The following is a 15550-nucleotide window of genomic DNA, read 5'->3' as shown; positions in this document are numbered from 1 at the left end:
AAGCATCCTCGCGCAGCGACCGCCGGGTTTCACTGATCTGGATCAAGCCCGCCGCTGTTTCTCCGCTGCGGCGGCATCGATGGCTTCGGGCAGGTCGGTCTCGCGATCGAGCTGCGGGAAGTTGCGACGCTCCATCCGGCGGATGGCGAAATGCATCCAGGTCAAGGAAATGCTGACCAGCACGAACAGCAGCATGAAGCAGCTGCTCCAGATGCCGAGCGCATCATTCAGGGCGCCAAACACGATGGGCAGGATGAAACCACCGAGCCCCCCGATCATGCCGACCACGCCGCCCACCGAACCCACGTGCTGGGGGTAGTAGACCGGGATGTGCTTGTAGACCGCGGCCTTGCCCAGCGACATGAAGAAGCCGAGCACGAATACCAGCACGGTGAACAGGGTCACGCTGATCGCCAGGTGGAAGCTGATCTCGCCGTGTATGCCCTGCACGATATAACGCGTATCCGGATAGGCCAGGATGAAGGTACAGATCGACGACACCCCCAGCGTCCAGTACATCACCCGCCGCGCACCGATGCGGTCGGACAGCCAGCCGCCCACCACCCGGAACAGGCTGGCCGGTATCGAGTAACAGGCGGCCAGCACGCCAGCCGTGCCGACGTCCATGCCGTAGGCGCCGACCAGATAATGCGGCAGCCACAACGCCAGCGCGACGAAGCCGCCGAACACGAAGAAGTAGTACAGCGAGAAGCGCCATACCTGCAGGTTCTTCAGTGGTGCCATCTGCTCGGCGAAGGACATCGGCTTGACGCCGCTGCGGCGACGGTCCTCCAGCGAGGGATCTTCCTTGCTGAACAGATAGAAGATGATGGCGGTGACGGCCAACCCGACCGCCCACAGCTTGGCCACCATCATCCAGCCCGAGGCCACCATCACCAGCGGTGCCAGCAGCTTGGTTACCGCCGAGCCGATATTGCCGGCACCGAAGATGCCCAGCGCGGTGCCCTGCTTCTCGGCCGGGAACCACTTGGACACATAGGTGACGCCGACCGAGAAGTTGCCACCGGCGATGCCGACGAACAAGGCCGCCAGCAGGAACTGCGGGTAGGTCTGCGCATAGGTCAGCAGCCAGGTCGCCACCGCGCCGCACAGCATCACCAGGGTCATCACCTTGCGCCCGCCGAACTGGTCGGACCAGATGCCGAGGAAGACGCGGATCACCGAGCCGGTCAGTACCGGGGTGGCGATCAGCAGACCAAACTGGGTGTCGTTCAAGCCCAGCTGCTCGCTGATCTGGATGCCGATGATGGCGAAGATCATCCACACCGCGAAACACACGGTGAAGGCGAAGGTACTCAGCCACAGCGCACGTTGTTGTTCGCCGCTGCTGATGTTCTGCAAATTCTGGCTCATTGCCGCTCCTGGGGATTACGTCTTACTCAGCCTGTGCTTCGATGTCTTCCAGCCCACGCACCGGGTAGCGCTCGCGCAGTTCCAGCAGGAACTGCTGCACGTCGCGCTGGCGCACCTGTAGCTCCAGGTAGTCGCTGATCTGCGGCTGCACCTGCTCGAAACTGAGCGCCGTACCGGCTTCCAACGCATCGATGCTGACCACGTGGTAGCCCCAGCGCGATTCCACCGGGAAACCTGCCAGGCCCTGCCGCAGGCGGAATACCTGGCGGTCAAACTCGGGCGTGGTCTGGCCGCGTTGCAGCCAACCCAGCTCGCCGCCTTCGCTGCTGGACGGGCATTGCGAGTGGCGCGCGGCCAGATCGGCGAACAGGTGTGGCTGCTCCAGCAGTTCGCCGATCAGCTTCTCGGCCTGGGTGCGTGCCTTCAGCCGGCCGGCGATATCGTCAGCCGGCGCCGCCAGCAGGATGTGGCGTACACGGATGCGGTCCGGTGAGCGGAAGCGCTCGGGATTCTGCGCAAAGTAACGCTGGCAGTCATCCTCGCTGGGCACCCGGTCTTCCAGCGTCTGTTCGATCAGCAATTGGATGCGTGCTTCCTCGCTGGTCTCCTGGCCAACGCCGGGGGCATCGGCCAGGCCAAGCCGCTCGGCTTCCAGCCGCAGCAGCTCGCGTACCACCAGCGCACGCGCCGCATCGGCACGCGACTGCTCCGGGCGCATCGCCCGGTGGTATTGCATCTCGCGGGCGATATCGGCCTCGCTGATCGGTGTGTCCTGCACGTACAGGCTGCACGGTGCCGGTTGGCCAAGGCTGCGCGGGCCGTCATCGGCGTCGTGATGGTGGCCGGCCTCGGCCGGCACCGGTGTCTGCGAGTCGATGACGGTGATGGGGAGAATGCGTGGCAGGCTGCCCATGGCTTACTCCCGCGGACCGTAGCGCAGCGTGGCCTGGCGACGACGCACCACCTGATACGGGCGCCACAGGTAGCTGATCGGCACACTCCACACATGCACCAGGCGGGTGAACGGGGCGATCAACACCAGCGTCAGGCCGAGGAAGATGTGCGCCTTGTAAACCCAATGCACGCCTTCGACATAATCGGCCGCGCCGGCACGGAAGGTGACGATGTGCTGTGCCCACTCGGCCAGCATCACCATCACCCCGCCATCGAGATGGCCGGCGGAGACCTTGATGCTGTACAGGCCAAGACAGAGCTGGGCGAACAGCAGCACCAGCACCAGCGTGTCACCGAAGCTGCCGATTGCGCGCACCCGCGCATTGGTCAGCCGGCGCACCAGCAGGATGGTGATGCCGACGAAGCACAGCGCGCCGAAGAAGCCACCCACCACCATCGCCAGCAACTGCTTCTGCGAAGATGTGATGAAGGGCTCGTACAGCGCGTGCGGGGTCAGCAGGCCGACGAAGTGGCCGCCGAGGATGGCGATGATCCCGATGTGGAAGCAGTTGCTGCCGAAGCGCATGCCGCGGTCGGACAGCAACTGGGTGGAGCCGGTACGCCAGCTGTACATGGCCTTGTCATAGCGCGCCCAGCTGCCGATCAACAGCACCGCCACCGCGATGTAGGGATAGAACTGGAAGGCGAACTGATTGAGGTAATTCATGGCTGGATCTCCCGCGGCTGCGCGCGTGCCGGTGAACGATGGGGTGGATCACAATCCTGCGAAGGTGCATCGGCGCCAAAGCGCACCGCTTCCTCTTCCCACAGGCGGTCCATGGCTTCGACGGTGTCGTCGCGCACTTCTTCGCTGGCCCGCTGGCGCAGCACGGCCAGGTTGACCTTGCCCTCGCCCGCCTCGACCAGGATCTCCAGCAGCACCGCATGCGGCAGCTGCCGCTCGGCCGCGCGTGCGGCGAGCATGCCGGCGATGTGGCCGATGTGGTGCAACCAGTCCTTGGCTTCGGCCTGCGGCCGGTGCGCAAGGTATTCCAGCAGTAGCGGCAGATAGTCCGGCAGTTCGCGCGCATCCAGCTCGAATCCGTTCTTGCGATAGGCATCGATCAGGTCAACCATGGCCTGGCCGCGATCACGCGACTCGCCATGGATGTGTTCGAACACCAGCAGGCTCATCGAGCGGCCACGGTCGAACGTGGCCAGCCAGCGGTCCTGCGCGTCCAGCGGGTCGGTGGCGAGCAGGTCACGGACGAAGGCCTGCAACTGCCTGCGACGGGCCGGCGACAGTGCCGGATCGTCGCAGGCCTCGAGCAGCTCCTCGCCATGCTGCCAGAGCTCGTCACGCGGATAGTCCAGCAATACACCAATCAGCTTGAGCACACTCATTTCACCACCTCATGCCGGTGCTGGCGGTTGGGATGTACCGCGAAGGTGGTGCTCTTGCGCTGGGTGAACAGGTCAGCCGGGCTGTCGCCGTTGCAGCCATTGCCGAAGGTGAAACCGCAGCCGCCACGTTCGCCGAAGGCGTCGTTGGCGTACTCACGATGGGCGCTCGGAATGACGAAACGGTCCTCGTAGTTGGCGATGGCCAGGTAGCGGTACATCTCTTCCACCTGCGCCGGGGTCAGCCCCACCTGTTCGAGCACGCGCATGTCTTCCACGCCATCCACGTTCTTGGCGCGGCGCCAGGCGCGCATCGCCATCAGCCGCTCCAGGGCACGGATCACCGGCGCTTCGTCACCGGCGGTCAGCAGGTTGGCGAGGTAACGCACCGGGATGCGCAACGAAGCGATATCCGGCAGCTCGCCGCTCATGCCGACATGGCCACGCTCGGCCGCCGACTGGATCGGCGACAACGGCGGCACGTACCAGACCATCGGCAAGGTGCGGTATTCCGGGTGCAGCGGCAGCGCCAGCTTCCAGTCGATGGCCAGCTTGTAGACCGGCGACTGCTTGGCCGATTCCAGCCAGCTGTCGGGTATGCCTTCGGCACGCGCAGCGGCGATCACCGCCGGGTCGAACGGGTCCAGGAAGATGTCCAGGTGCGACTGGTACAGGTCCTTCTCCGCTGCTACCGATGCGGCCTCGGCGATACGATCCGCGTCGTACAGCATCACCCCCAGGTAGCGGATGCGGCCCACGCAGGTTTCCGAGCACACGGTGGGCTCGCCCATCTCGATGCGCGGGTAGCAGAAGATGCACTTCTCGGACTTGCCGCTCTTCCAGTTGTAATAGATCTTCTTGTACGGGCAGGCCGACACACACATGCGCCAACCGCGGCACTTGTCCTGGTCGATCAGCACGATGCCGTCTTCCTCGCGCTTGTAGATCGCGCCGGACGGGCACGCCGAGACGCAGGCCGGGTTGAGGCAGTGCTCGCACAGGCGTGGCAGATACATCATGAAGGTCTTTTCGAAGGCGCCGTAGATCTCCTTCTGCACCTTGTCGAAGTTGTAGTCACGCGAACGCTTGGAGAACTCCGAACCAAGGATTTCCTCCCAGTTCGGGCCCCACTCGATCTTCTCCATGCGCTGGCCGGTCAGCAGCGAGCGCGGCCGTGCGGTCGGCTGATGCTTCAGCTCGGGCGCGTCGTGCAGGTGCTGGTAATCGAAGTCGAACGGCTCGTAGTAGTCGTCGATCTGCGGCAGGTCGGGGTTGGAGAAGATCTTGGCCAGCATGCGCCAGCGGCCACCGGCGCGCGGCACCAGCTTGCCGCTGCCGTTGCGCACCCAACCGCCGTTCCACTTTTCCTGATTTTCCCATTCCTTGGGATAACCGATGCCGGGCTTGGTCTCGACGTTGTTGAACCAGGCGTACTCCACGCCTTCGCGCGAGGTCCACACGTTCTTGCAGGTGATCGAGCAGGTGTGGCAGCCGATGCACTTGTCCAGGTTCAAGACCATCGCAATCTGGGCACGTACTTTCATCACACCACCTCCCGTGCGGCGCCGGTTGCACTCGAATTCGCGTCCTCACCATCCAGCCAATCGATCTTGTCCATCTTGCGCACGATCACGAACTCATCGCGGTTGGTACCGCAGGTACCGTAGTAGTTGAAGCCCCAGGCCAGCTGCGCGTAGCCGCCGATCATGTGGGTGGGCTTGAGCACGATGCGGGTCACCGAGTTGTGGATGCCGCCACGGGTGCCGGAGATCTCCGAACCCGGCACGTTGATGATGCGTTCCTGGGCGTGGTACATCATCGCCATGCCCGGCATCACCCGCTGGCTGACCACCGCACGTGCAGCAATCGCACCGTTGACGTTGAACAGCTCGATCCAGTCGTTGTCCTCGATGCCGGCGTTGCGTGCGTCGTCCTCGCTCAACCAGACGATGGGGCCGCCACGCGACAGCGTCTGCATGATCAGGTTGTCGCTGTAGGTGCTGTGGATGCCCCACTTCTGGTGCGGGGTGATCCAGTTCAGCACGATCTCCTTGTTGCCGTTCTGGCGCTTGTTGAGCAGCGGCTCCACCGTGCGCGTATTGACCGGCGGCCGGTAGCTCATGAAGGCCTCACCGAAGTCGATCATCCACTCGTGGTCCTGGTAGAACTGCTGGCGGCCGGTCACCGTGCGCCATGGAATCAGTTCGTGCACATTGGTGTAGCCGGCGTTGTAGCTGACGTTGTCGTCTTCCAGCCCGGACCAGATCGGCGAGGAAATGATCTTGCGCGGCTGCGCCTGGATGTCACGGAAGCGGATCGCCTCGTGTTCCTTGCCCACCGCCAGATGGGTGTGCTCGCGGCCGGTGAAGGTGCCCAGCGATTCCCAGGCCTTGACCGCGACATGGCCATTGGTTTCCGGTGCCAGGTGCAGGATCACTTCGCAGGCATCGATGGCGGTATCGATCGCCGGCCGGCCCTGGCTGATGCCTTCGTCCAGCACGGTGTGGTTGAGCTTGCCGAGGAATTCCACCTCGTGCCTGGTATCCCAGCTCATGCCCTTGCCACCATTGCCGAGCTTGTCCAGCAGCGGGCCCAGCGAGGTGAACTTGCGATAGAGGTTGGGGTAGTCACGCTCGACTACCGCCATGCTCGGCATGGTCTTGCCGGGAATGGCCTCGCACTGGCCCTTCTTCCAGTCGGCGACGCCGAACGGCATGCCCAGTTCATTGGGCGTGTCGTGCAGGGTCGGCACCAGCACCAGATCCTTCTCGACACCGAGCACGCCCGGCGCCATGTCGCTGAGCGTACGCGCGACGCCCTTGAAGATTTCCCAGTCGCTGCGCGATTCCCAGGCCGGGTCCACCGCCTTGGACAGCGGGTGGATGAAGGGATGCATGTCCGAGGTGTTGAGGTCGTCCTTCTCGTACCAGGTGGCGGTCGGCAGCACGATGTCCGAGTACAGCGCGGTGGTGCACATGCGGAAGTCCAGCGTCACCAGCAGGTCGAGCTTGCCTTCCGGCGCTTCGTCACGCCACTTCACGTCCTCGGGCTTGAGCGCCCCCATCTCGCCCAGGTCCTTGCCCTGCAGGCCGTGACGCGTGCCAAGCAGATGCCGCAGCATGTACTCGTGGCCCTTGCCGGAGGAACCGAGCAGGTTGGAGCGCCAGATGAACATCATGCGTGGGTGGTTCTGCGCGGCATCCGGATCGGCGAAGGCGAAGTCCAGCGAACCGTCCTTGAACTTGGACAGCGCGTAGTCGGCCGGTGCGATGCCGGCCTGTTCGGCCTCGCGCACCAGCTGCAGCGGATTACGGTCCAGCTGCGGCGCACTCGGCAGCCAGCCCATGCGCACTGCGCGCAGGTTGAGGTCGGCCAGGCTGCCGCTGTACTTGGAGGCATCGGCCAGCGGCGACAGCAGTTCGTCCACCTGCAGCTTCTCGTAACGCCACTGCCCGGTATTGAAGTAGAAGAACGAGGTGCCGTTCATCTGCCGCGGCGGGCGGCTCCAGTCCAGGCCGAAGGCCAGCGGCTGCCAACCGGTCTGCGGACGCAGCTTTTCCTGGCCCACGTAGTGCGCCCAACCACCACCGGTCTGGCCCACGCAGCCACACATGACCAGCATGTTGATCAGGCCGCGGTAGTTCATGTCGTTGTGGAACCAGTGGTTCATGCCGGCGCCGACGATGATCATGCTGCGCCCATGGGTCTTGTCGGCGGTGCGGGCGAACTCACGGGCAATCTCGATCACCTCGGCGCGTGACACGCCGGTGATGCGTTCCTGCCAGGCCGGCGTACCCGGCACGTTGTCATCGAAGCTCTTGGCGACATTGCCGCCACCGAAGCCGCGATCAACGCCGTACTGCGCCAGCAGCAGGTCATAGACCGTGGCGACCAATGCTTCGCCGCCATCGGCCAACTGCAGGCGGCGCAGCGGGATGTTGCGCTCCAGTACGTCCTCGGCCGGTGCGGCGGTCCAGCCATCGCTCTCGATGCCGCCGAAGTACGGGAAGCTCACCGCCTCGATGCCGTCGTGGATATCGGCCAGGCTCAGGCGCAGACGCGTGTCATGGCCATCGCTGGCCTTTTCCTCGATGTTCCACTTTCCCTTCTCGCCCCAACGGAAGCCGACCGAGCCGTTCGGCACAGTGATATCACCGCTGTTCTCGTCGAACGCCAGCGTCTTCCATTCCGGATTGTTGCTCTCGCCCAGCCCGCCCAGCTCACTGGCGCGCAGGAAGTGACCCGGCACCAGCCGGCCATCGGCGCGGCGCTCGATGCGCACCAGCATCGGCATGTCCGAGTACTGGCGGCAGTAGTCCTGGAAGTACTGCGAAGGCGTGTCGACGTGGAACTCGCGCAGGATCACGTGGCCGAAGGCGAACGCCAGCGCCGCGTCGGTGCCCTGCTTGGGATGCAGCCAATGGTCGGTGAGCTTGGCCAGCTCCGAGTAGTCGGGGCAGATCGCCACCGTCTTGGTGCCGTTGTAGCGCGCCTCGGTGAAGAAGTGCGCATCCGGCGTACGCGTCTGCGGCACGTTCGAGCCCCAGGCGATGATGTAGCGGCTGTTGTACCAGTCGGCCGATTCCGGCACGTCGGTCTGCTCGCCCCACACCTGCGGCGAGGCCGGCGGCAGATCGCAATACCAGTCGTAGAAGGAAAGACAGGCACCACCGAGCAGCGACAGATAGCGCGCACCCGCCGCATAGGACACCATCGACATCGCCGGGATCGGCGAGAAGCCGACAATGCGATCCGGGCCGTATTCCTTGGTGGTGTAGAGGTTGGAGGCGGCGATGATCTCGTTGGCCTCGTCCCAGTTCAGCCGCACGAAGCCGCCCATGCCGCGGCGACGCTTGTACTCACGCGACTTGGCCGGGTCCTGCACGATGCTGGCCCAGGCCTCGACCGGTGACAGGGTCTTGCGGGCCTGCCGCCACATGCGCAGCAGCGTGCCACGGATCAGCGGGTACTTCAGCCGGTTGGCGCTGTACAGGTACCAGGAGTAGCTGGCACCACGCGGGCAGCCACGCGGTTCGTGATTGGGCAGGTCCGGGCGGGTGCGCGGGTAGTCGGTCTGCTGGGTTTCCCAGGTGACCAGGCCGTTCTTGACGTAGATCTTCCAGCTGCAGGAGCCCGTGCAGTTCACGCCGTGGGTGGAACGTACGATCTTGTCGTACTGCCAGCGGGCGCGATAACTGTTTTCCCAGTCCCGTCCTTCGCTCTTGCTGAACCCATGGCCGTCGGCGAAGGGTTGTGGATCCCGCTTGAAGAACTGCAAGCGATCAAGGAAATAGCTCATGGTGAATCTCCGTTCGCAAACTGCTGCATCGTGGCTGTGTGTTGCATCTGGCTGCGGTGCATTGCTTTCTCAGCAGGGGGTTTCAGCCCCGCGCCGGTAGTACCACCACCAGGTAACCGCCAGGCAGGTGATGTAGAACGCAATGAAGCCGTACAGCGCCATGTCCGGGCTGCCAGTCAAGGTGATGGAAGAGCCATAACTCTTGGGGATGAAGAAGCCGCCGTAGGCACCGATGGCACCTGAGAAGCCGACGACCGCGGCCGACTCGATGCTGGCCTGGTGCGCGGCGGCCTTCTTGCCTTCGGCGCCTTCATTGGCCGACAGGCGCTCGTGCAGCGTGCGGAAGATCACCGGAATCATCCGGAAGGTGGTGCCGTTGCCGATGCCGCTGAGCACGAACAAGGCCATGAACGAGAGCAGGAAACCGTAGAAGTTGCCGCCCTGGCCATTGCTGGGCAGGAAGTGCAGCACGCCGAACACCGCCGCGATCATCAGCGCGAACACCCAGAAGGTCAGGCGTGCGCCGCCCCAGCGGTCAGCCATGCTGCCGCCGACCGAGCGCATCAGCGCACCCAGCAGCGGGCCGATGAAGGCATAGGCCAGTGGATTCACATCCGGGAACTGGCTCTTGACCAGCATCGGGAAACCAGCAGAAAAGCCGATATAGGAACCGAAGGTGCCGATGTACAACCAGCACATCAGCCAGTTGTGCTTGCGGCGGAAGATCACCGCCTGCTCGGAGAACGACGAGCGCGCACTGGTCAGATCATTCATGCCGAACCAGGCGGCCAGCGCGAAGAAGGCGATGAACGGCACCCAGATGAAGCCGGCGTTCTGCACGAACAAAGGCGCTCCGCCGTCGACTACTGCCTGAGGGGCACCGCCCATCGCACCAAACACACCAACGCTGATCACCAGCGGTACCACTGCCTGCGAGACCGATACGCCGACATTGCCCAGGCCTGCATTCAAACCCAGCGCCATGCCCTGGCGCTGCTTGGGATAGAAGAAGGAGATGTTGGACATCGACGACGAAAAATTCGCGCCGCCGAAACCACACAGGATGGCGATCAACACGAATACCCAGTACGGCGTGGCCGGGTTCTGCACCGCGAAGCCCAGCCACAAGGTCGGCAGCAGCAGTGATGCGGTCGACAACGCGGTCCAGCGGCGACCGCCGAAGATCGGGATGACGAAGGAGTAGAAAATGCGCAGCGTGGCGCCGGACAGACTGGGCAGGGCCACCAGCCAGAACAGCTGGTCAGTGGTGAAGGCGAAACCGATCTTGGGCAGGCTGATGGTGACCGCCGAGAACAGTACCCACACCGAGAACGCCAGCAACAGCGCCGGAATCGATATCACCAGGTTGCGGGTGGCGACCTTCTTGCCGGTGCGTTCCCAATAATCGGGATCCTCGGGCTTCCAATCGCTGATGACGCGACCGGGACCGGCACTGCTCTGCTTTACGACATCGCGACTGGCACTCATGCATCGCTCCAAGGCTGTTTTATACGGCGCTGGCTTGCTGTGCGGTTGCTTGCCCAGTCGCCACGGCGTCATTAAGCCCGGCGCCCCCTGGGGCAGTCTTGATCTTGATCAATCCAATGGCGCTCTCGTGCCACCTACCTGACAAATATCAACCGATGCTTACGGCGTCGGCGTGATTACGACGTTGAACGCCACGTTGACGCACGCTGTCACGTACATCCACATCGAACTGAAGCTGCAGCGGCAGTGCCTGCGTCGGCAGCGCGAAGCTCAGGCCGTCACGGCAAGGCAAACGTGCCTGCAGCGCCAGCACGTCTTCGCGCGGCAGCTTGATCACCAACGTGGTTGCATCACCATCCAGCAGCGCCTCCGCCGTGTCGTGCAGCTGCAGGCGCTGCGACACGGCTCCGGGCGTGCCCAGCCAGGTCTGGTTCTCCAGTACCTCGCCAGCGAGCAGGCGTGCCAGCTCGCTTTCATCAATGCGCAGCCGTAGCGACTGCGACTGGATCTGGACTTTCATGACGCAACTTCCTCCCATTGGCGGGGGGTATTGCAATTCACAAGGCGGGCACCGGCACCGGCTGGCAGCGGCAGCTCCAGGCCGCCGAGACGGCGTTGGAACATGCGTAGCGAGCGTGGCCCGTCTGTACCCGTGACCATTTCAAACAGCAGACTGCGGCAAGCGCCGTCGATGTTCAAGTACATTGGCACCGGTTCGCCTGAATACGTCACACAAGGCGCTGTTCCATCACACAGCTGTCGCAGCAGTGACACATCCAGCAAGGGCATATCCACCGGCACTACCCATGCCGGTCCGTCGGCCAGCGTCTCCACTACGCTGTAGAGGCCGCCCAGCGGGCCGCAGCGCGGCACCGCATCGGGGACCGAATCGAAGCCCGGATAGTCACCACTCACCTTCACGGGCTGGGCACCAAGCGCACTGAGCAGCGCACAACTGTGTTCAAGCAAGGTCCGTCCACGCCACCGCAGCAGCGCCTTGTCCTGGCCCATGCGACTGGAAAGCCCGCCGGCCAGCACGATGCCGGCGACCGGCGCTGGTTCAATGCGAGTGGTCGTGGACATGCCCATCGATATGCGCGTGCTCGGTATCGGGCTGGCACAGGCTGCAGCCTTCGCTCCATTCACTGTCGCCGTCCTGGTAATGCTCCTGCTTCCAGATCGGCGAACGGTGCTTCACCCCTTCGATCAACTGCCGGCAGGCGCGGAACGCTTCGTCACGGTGCGGGCTGCCGGCGGCGACGACCACGGCGACATCGCCGACTGCCAGCCGGCCCTTGGCATGGGCCACATAGAGTTTTATGCGCGGGCCGAAATCGGCAGTGATCTCGGCGATCTGTCGCTGGAACTCGTTCAACACCAGCGGTTCGAACAGGTCATAGGTGATGCCCAGCACTGGCCGGCCCTGGTTCAGATCGCGCACCTTGCCGATGAAGACATCGATGCCCCCGAAGCCCGGATCGGACACAGCGGCGATGCCTTCGGCCGGATCAATCGCCGCATCGGCACGGTCCACCACTTTCCATACACTCTCGAAGCTCATTTCAGCCTCCACTCACTGGCGGCAGGATGGCAACGCGGCCGTCGCCGGGCAGCACATCGTTGTCGCGCAGAACGCGTTGTTCATCGGCAAATGCCGAGTAATCGACCAGGCCGGCACGGAACTGCGGGTAGCGCTGCTGCAGCAGCGCGCGCAGCGCCCTGCGCAGGTCGATGACCTGCCCGCCTTCGACCGGCACGCGGATTTCGCGCTGCGGGTCCAGCTCCGAAAATGCGCCAAACAGCTGCACTACCATCTCTTTCATGACATCTCCTGCGGGCTGAGCTGCACCGGCTCGCGGTGGCCCCAGCCCTGTACGCGTACCAGACTGCCAGCCGTGGCCAGATCACCCTCGCCTTCCAGCACCACCCACGCATTGGCGCGCAGCATGGTCTTGAGGCGGAATGACTCCTGCCCGGCCAGCACACTCACTCGCAACTGCCCGCTGGCATCGGCCTGCACGCGTGCGCGCGCATGGAAACGCAGGCCCGGTGGCTTGCGCACGTCGGCCTGCAGCGGCAACTGCAATACCTTCTCTTCTGCGAGACCAAGCATCTTTCGCAGCACCGGCTCGACGAAGAAGCGCAGGCCTACCGCAGCGGAGATCGGGTTGCCCGGCAGGCCAAAATACAGCGTGCCATCGGCCAGCCGCGCGAACAGCAGCGGCTTGCCCGGGCGAATGGCGACTTTGTGGAAGATGATCTCGGCGCCACGCGCGCGCAGCGCATCGGGAATGAAATCGTAGCGACCCTGCGATACCGCGCCGGTGCTCAGCACCACCCGCGCACCGGCGGCCAAGGCCGCGTCCAGCGCGGCGTCAAAGGCTGCCACGTCATCGCTGACCACGCCATTCCAGACCACATCAGCACCTGCAGCACGCAGGCGGCTGACCAGGAACGGGCGATTGCTGTCGCGGATCTGCCCGGATTGCAGTTCCGCGGTCGCATCGCTGATCAGTTCCTTGCCGGTGCTGATCACCGCAACCTGCGGTTGCTGCTGCACCTGCACGCTGGCAACGCCGAGTGCATGCAGCAAGGTCATCGCATTGACGTGCAGCAGCGCTCCCGCAGCCAGCACGGTTTCACCCTGTTCCACATCCTGGCCACGCAGTCGCACGTGCTGCCCGGGCTTCACTGTTGCCTGCAGACGCACCCGGGTGGGACGACCTTCAACGGCCTCCAACACTTCCACCTGTTCAACCGGAACCACGCTGTCCAGGCCCGACGGCATGCGCGCGCCGGTCATGATCTCCCAGGCCTGCGCGGAATCGCCGTCTGCAGCGGCGGTATCGCCTGCGGCCTGCCAACCCTGCACCTGCAGCACACTGCCCGCCACCACCGGTTGCCCGTTCGCGCACAGCGCGAAGCCATCCATCGCGGCGTTGTCGAACGGCGGCAGGTCCTGCGCGCTGTTTACCGGTGCAGCCAGTATCCGGTCGGCGGCAGCAACGATCGCGACCTGTTCACTACGCGCTGCCGGTGCGGCTGCCAGCAACTGCTGCAGCGCCTGCGCATAACTGATCATGCGTGCGAGCCCCCATCCATCATCGCCAAGGCATGGCCGAGCACGGGGGTGAGGATGTTCATGCACTGTGCGGCGGCACGCGGACTGCCCGGCAGGGCGATGACCAGCAGATCGTCCAGTTGCACGACTTCGGCGCGGCTCAGCCAGGCCATCGGCGTGTGCTGGGCACTGAGTCCGCGCAGCATCTGTGCCAGTCCGGGCACCGGGCGCCCGCCCAAAGCCTGCAAGGCCTCGGGCGTCAGATCACGCGGGCCCAGGCCGGTACCGCCAGTGCACAGGCAAAGACGCACACCATCGGCAGCCAGCGCGCGCAGACGCGCGACCAGCGGTTCGATGCCGTCCGCCAATACTTCATTGCTGACCACGTCACCGCCCAGCGCCTGCAAACCCTGGACCAATACCGGCCCGGATTCGTCGACGTAATCGCCACGGCTTGCGCGGTCGCTGAGGGTGATCACCGCACAGCGCGCGGCCCCCAGAGTCTTGGGCGGGCGTGGCCGGAAACGTTCGAGCTCGCCGGCATCCATGCCCTGCGGGTGTGTCCACACGCCGCTCTTGCCGCCTTCCTTGAACAACAGGCGGATCCCACTGATCTCCAGCGCAGGCTCGACCGGCTTGCTCAGGTCATACAAGGTCAGCAGCGCCGCGTTGACGCCGGCCAGCGCTTCCATTTCCACGCCGGTGCGCGCTTCGCTGGCACACTCGCACCAGACCCGGATCGCCTGGCGTTCTGGCACCGGCGCGCAGTACACCCGCACCAGCTCCAACGGCAGCGGATGGCACATCGGCATCAATGCCGAGGCCATCTTGGCGCCCTGCAGGCCGGCGATCTCGGCCATCACCAGCGCATCGCCCTTGGGCAGGCGACGCTCGACGATCAACGGGTAGGCAACAGGCCCTGCAATCAGCTCACCTACCGCCACCGCGCGGCGACGGGTGATGCGTTTGTCGCGTACATCGGCCATGTGGAATGCCGCACTAATCTGCCCACTCATTGCGTGTTTCATCCTCCAATCGAGGCCAGGTGCGGGGTAAGCCCGGTCTGGCCGAAATGCAGTCCATGCCCGGCTGCCTTGAGCCCAAGCTGGGTGGTGATGCGCGCCAGCAGCGCGTCCTGGTCGTCGTCGGACTGCAACAGCGGGCGCAGCGCCACGCCGAAGTCTCCGAACAGGCACAGCCGCAGATCACCACGCGCGGTGACCCGCAGGCGGTTGCAGCCTTTGCAGAAATCCTTTGAATACGGCGCGATGATGCCGATGCTGCCGCGATAGTCAGGGTGGGTGAACTCGCGCGCCGGGCCGGCATCGGCACCGCGTTTGCGCTCACTCCAACCGGCCATCAACAGTTGCTCGATGACCACGTCGGCGCGCAGATGATGGCGCTCGAAATACTCGCGGTTGTCACCGGTGCGCATCAACTCGATGAAGCGCACGCTGATCGGCCGGTCGCGCAGGAATTCCATCCATGCCGGCAGCTCGTCATCGTTCAGCCCGCGCAGCAGCACTGCGTTGAGCTTGATCGACTGCAGGCCCAGTTCCTGCGCCAGGGCGATGCCCTCCATGATTTCAGGCAGGCGGTCGTGGCCAGTGATGGCGTGGAAGCGTTCACGCTGCAGGCTGTCCATGCTCACGTTCAGCGCGGTCAGGCCGGCGCGATGCCAGCCGGGCAGGTGCCGCGGCAGCAGGCAGCCATTGGTGGTGATGGCAACCTTGCGGATGCCCGGCACCTTCGCAACCGTGGCGATGATCTGGGTCAGGTCCTTGCGCAGGCTTGGCTCGCCGCCGGTCAGGCGGATCTTGTGCATGCCCAACGCGGCAAACGCACGCACCAGCCGCTCGATCTCATCCACCGCCAGGAACTGCGGCCGGCCATCGGCCTGGTAACCGTCGGGCAGGCAATAGCTGCAACGGAAGTTGCAGGCTTCGGTCAGCGACAGGCGCAGATAGGGAAAGCTGCGACCGAAGCCGTCGGTGAGTTGGCTCATGGCTGTTTCACCTCCTGACTCCACGTTT

The 15550-nt window shown here is 64.5% G+C and carries 14 protein-coding genes; all 14 read right to left on the bottom strand.

Going from position 1 to position 15550, the window contains the following annotated elements; genetic code table 11:
* Nucleotides 1-42: 42 nt before the first annotated feature.
* Nucleotides 43-1374: an MFS transporter gene (locus tag AC1VXC_RS07155; protein WP_313171138.1), complete on the bottom strand. Its 1332-nt coding sequence runs from the start codon at nucleotides 1372-1374 to the stop codon at nucleotides 43-45.
* A 22-nt stretch (nucleotides 1375-1396) separates the two neighbouring features.
* Complete coding sequence (locus tag AC1VXC_RS07150) at nucleotides 1397-2287, bottom strand: peptidylprolyl isomerase (RefSeq protein WP_313171140.1); 891 nt, start codon at nucleotides 2285-2287, stop codon at nucleotides 1397-1399.
* Between the two features lie 3 nt (nucleotides 2288-2290).
* Nucleotides 2291-2995, bottom strand: coding sequence for a respiratory nitrate reductase subunit gamma (narI, locus tag AC1VXC_RS07145; protein WP_004146540.1), 705 nt, complete (start codon nucleotides 2993-2995; stop codon nucleotides 2291-2293).
* The gene (gene narJ / locus AC1VXC_RS07140) at nucleotides 2992-3672 is read right to left on the bottom strand and encodes a nitrate reductase molybdenum cofactor assembly chaperone (RefSeq protein ID WP_099475674.1); all 681 of its coding nucleotides are present in this window, start codon (nucleotides 3670-3672) and stop codon (nucleotides 2992-2994) included. Before narJ ends, narI begins: the two co-directional genes overlap by 4 nt.
* Nucleotides 3669-5213, bottom strand: coding sequence for a nitrate reductase subunit beta (narH, locus tag AC1VXC_RS07135; RefSeq protein ID WP_253133744.1), 1545 nt, complete (start codon nucleotides 5211-5213; stop codon nucleotides 3669-3671). The genes narJ and narH overlap by 4 nt, the downstream gene beginning before the upstream one ends.
* Nucleotides 5213-8968, bottom strand: coding sequence for a nitrate reductase subunit alpha (locus tag AC1VXC_RS07130; protein WP_481538155.1), 3756 nt, complete (start codon nucleotides 8966-8968; stop codon nucleotides 5213-5215). Before AC1VXC_RS07130 ends, narH begins: the two co-directional genes overlap by 1 nt.
* 69 nt (nucleotides 8969-9037) lie before the next feature.
* Nucleotides 9038-10456, bottom strand: coding sequence for a NarK family nitrate/nitrite MFS transporter (locus AC1VXC_RS07125; RefSeq protein WP_481538156.1), 1419 nt, complete (start codon nucleotides 10454-10456; stop codon nucleotides 9038-9040).
* A gap of 148 nt (nucleotides 10457-10604) precedes the next feature.
* The gene (locus AC1VXC_RS07120) at nucleotides 10605-10976 is read right to left on the bottom strand and encodes a hypothetical protein (protein ID WP_313171148.1); all 372 of its coding nucleotides are present in this window, start codon (nucleotides 10974-10976) and stop codon (nucleotides 10605-10607) included.
* The gene (gene mobA, locus AC1VXC_RS07115) at nucleotides 10973-11545 is read right to left on the bottom strand and encodes a molybdenum cofactor guanylyltransferase (RefSeq protein ID WP_313171150.1); all 573 of its coding nucleotides are present in this window, start codon (nucleotides 11543-11545) and stop codon (nucleotides 10973-10975) included. Before mobA ends, AC1VXC_RS07120 begins: the two co-directional genes overlap by 4 nt.
* Nucleotides 11517-12017 carry a molybdenum cofactor biosynthesis protein MoaE gene (locus AC1VXC_RS07110; protein ID WP_313494060.1) on the bottom strand — a complete coding sequence of 167 codons (501 nt, stop codon included), beginning with the start codon at nucleotides 12015-12017 and terminating at the stop codon, nucleotides 11517-11519. Before AC1VXC_RS07110 ends, mobA begins: the two co-directional genes overlap by 29 nt.
* Nucleotide 12018: 1 nt before the next feature.
* The gene (locus AC1VXC_RS07105; RefSeq protein WP_481538157.1) at nucleotides 12019-12279 is read right to left on the bottom strand and encodes a MoaD/ThiS family protein; all 261 of its coding nucleotides are present in this window, start codon (nucleotides 12277-12279) and stop codon (nucleotides 12019-12021) included.
* Nucleotides 12276-13538, bottom strand: a complete 1263-nt coding sequence (locus AC1VXC_RS07100) for a molybdopterin molybdotransferase MoeA (protein ID WP_481538158.1) — start codon at nucleotides 13536-13538, stop codon at nucleotides 12276-12278. The genes AC1VXC_RS07105 and AC1VXC_RS07100 overlap by 4 nt, the downstream gene beginning before the upstream one ends.
* Nucleotides 13535-14533 (bottom strand): bifunctional molybdenum cofactor biosynthesis protein MoaC/MoaB, encoded by a 999-nt coding sequence (gene moaCB, locus AC1VXC_RS07095; protein WP_313494062.1) that lies wholly within the window; start codon nucleotides 14531-14533, stop codon nucleotides 13535-13537. The genes AC1VXC_RS07100 and moaCB overlap by 4 nt, the downstream gene beginning before the upstream one ends.
* A gap of 8 nt (nucleotides 14534-14541) precedes the next feature.
* Nucleotides 14542-15522 (bottom strand): GTP 3',8-cyclase MoaA, encoded by a 981-nt coding sequence (moaA, locus tag AC1VXC_RS07090; protein WP_313494064.1) that lies wholly within the window; start codon nucleotides 15520-15522, stop codon nucleotides 14542-14544.
* Nucleotides 15523-15550 lie beyond the last annotated feature (28 nt).

The sequence above is a fragment of the Stenotrophomonas sp. STEN033 genome (assembly GCF_056856655.1).
Note: the sequence above shows the minus strand (reverse complement) of the source record. Positions and strands in the feature narration are given on the sequence as shown.

What these genes read in the sequence shown, in the direction of transcription:
- AC1VXC_RS07155 (WP_313171138.1), bottom strand. Translation starts at nt 1,374, where the DNA reads ATGAGCCAGAATTTGCAGAACATCAGCAGCGGCGAACAACAACGTGCG.
- moaCB (WP_313494062.1), bottom strand. Translation starts at nt 14,533, where the DNA reads ATGAGTGGGCAGATTAGTGCGGCATTCCACATGGCCGATGTACGCGAC.
- AC1VXC_RS07120 (WP_313171148.1), bottom strand. Translation starts at nt 10,976, where the DNA reads ATGAAAGTCCAGATCCAGTCGCAGTCGCTACGGCTGCGCATTGATGAA.
- narH (WP_253133744.1), bottom strand. Translation starts at nt 5,213, where the DNA reads ATGAAAGTACGTGCCCAGATTGCGATGGTCTTGAACCTGGACAAGTGC.
- AC1VXC_RS07150 (WP_313171140.1), bottom strand. Translation starts at nt 2,287, where the DNA reads ATGGGCAGCCTGCCACGCATTCTCCCCATCACCGTCATCGACTCGCAG.
- moaA (WP_313494064.1), bottom strand. Translation starts at nt 15,522, where the DNA reads ATGAGCCAACTCACCGACGGCTTCGGTCGCAGCTTTCCCTATCTGCGC.
- mobA (WP_313171150.1), bottom strand. Translation starts at nt 11,545, where the DNA reads ATGGGCATGTCCACGACCACTCGCATTGAACCAGCGCCGGTCGCCGGC.
- AC1VXC_RS07100 (WP_481538158.1), bottom strand. Translation starts at nt 13,538, where the DNA reads ATGATCAGTTATGCGCAGGCGCTGCAGCAGTTGCTGGCAGCCGCACCG.
- narJ (WP_099475674.1), bottom strand. Translation starts at nt 3,672, where the DNA reads ATGAGTGTGCTCAAGCTGATTGGTGTATTGCTGGACTATCCGCGTGAC.
- AC1VXC_RS07125 (WP_481538156.1), bottom strand. Translation starts at nt 10,456, where the DNA reads ATGAGTGCCAGTCGCGATGTCGTAAAGCAGAGCAGTGCCGGTCCCGGT.
- narI (WP_004146540.1), bottom strand. Translation starts at nt 2,995, where the DNA reads ATGAATTACCTCAATCAGTTCGCCTTCCAGTTCTATCCCTACATCGCG.
- AC1VXC_RS07130 (WP_481538155.1), bottom strand. Translation starts at nt 8,968, where the DNA reads ATGAGCTATTTCCTTGATCGCTTGCAGTTCTTCAAGCGGGATCCACAA.
- AC1VXC_RS07105 (WP_481538157.1), bottom strand. Translation starts at nt 12,279, where the DNA reads ATGAAAGAGATGGTAGTGCAGCTGTTTGGCGCATTTTCGGAGCTGGAC.
- AC1VXC_RS07110 (WP_313494060.1), bottom strand. Translation starts at nt 12,017, where the DNA reads ATGAGCTTCGAGAGTGTATGGAAAGTGGTGGACCGTGCCGATGCGGCG.